General features: G+C 66.2%; 1 pseudogene. It reads left to right on the forward strand.

The features are described from left to right. Positions 1-1,169 (forward strand): annotated as a pseudogene (locus F6X37_RS35770) (IS3 family transposase); the annotation flags it as partial. Positions 1,170-1,199: the final 30 nt, after the last annotated feature.

The following is a 1,199-nucleotide window of genomic DNA, read 5'->3' on the forward strand; positions in this document are numbered from 1 at the left end:
CTGGCCGAGGCAGCCGCATTGCTGGTTCTTTCAAAAAAACTCGGGGCGATCTTCAACACGGACAAGGGCGAGGACGAATGATCGGCCTCGAAGATCGCCAGCTCCTGGCCCGGGAAATCGATTCGGCAAGACTGGCTGGCGCACGGTTGCGCCTGGCCTGCGAGGTGGCCGGGATCGACGTGCGTACCCTGCAGCGCTGGAAGGCCCATGAGGGGCTCGTCAAGGGTGACGCCAGGCCCGGCGCGACGCGCCCGCTGCCCGCGCACGCCCTGAGCCCGCAGGAGCGGGCGAACGTGCTGCGCGTAGCCAGCGAGCCGCGCTTTGCCGACATGCCACCGGCGCGCATCGTGCCGATGCTGGCCGACGAAGGCGTGTACATCGCCAGCGAATCGACCTTTGCACGCGTGCTGCGCGAGCATGGGCAGATGACGCGCCGTGGCCGTGCCAGAACGCCTTCGAGCGCCCGGCCGCCGACCACGCACGTCGCCACGGCACCGCGCCAGGTGTGGTGCTGGGACATGACCTATCTGCCGGCAACGGTAACAGGGCGATGGTTCCACCTGTACATGATCCTGGACCTGTACAGCCGCAAGATTGTCGGCTGGGAGGTGCACGACAGCGACGCGGCCGAACACGCTGCTCATCTCGTGCGTCGTACGGCGCTCTCCGAAGGCATTGCCGTCCTTGAGACCCGGCCGGTGCTGCACGGCGATAACGGTGCGACGCTCAAGGCCACCACCGTGCTGGCGATGCTCCACTGGCTGGGTGTCAAGCCGTCGTACTCACGCCCCCGTGTCAGCGACGACAACGCCTACGCCGAGGCGCTGTTCCGAACCGCGAAGTACCGGCCGGAGTTTCCGGTCACAGGCTTCGAGGACCTGAACGCTGCTCGCACCTGGGCTGCCGGCTTCGTGCAGTGGTACAACTTCGAGCATCGTCATAGCGGCATCCGCTACGTGACACCTGCGCAGCGTCATGCCGGTGACGATCGTGCGCTTCTCGTGGCACGTCACGCACTGTACGCGAAGGCGCGCGCGTGCAATCCGGCCCGCTGGTCGCGTCACACGCGCAACTGGACACCGGTTGGTGCCGTGACGCTTAACCCCGAACGCGACTCAGTCGTCGAGATGGCGTCGATCAGCGCAAATAAACAGCCTCTGGCTGCATGAGTGAGGCGACAACTTGCTTGACGCGCGCCG

Origin of the sequence: Paraburkholderia sp. 31.1, from assembly GCF_014397645.1 — a bacterium.
Lineage (GTDB): Bacteria > Pseudomonadota > Gammaproteobacteria > Burkholderiales > Burkholderiaceae > Paraburkholderia > Paraburkholderia tuberum.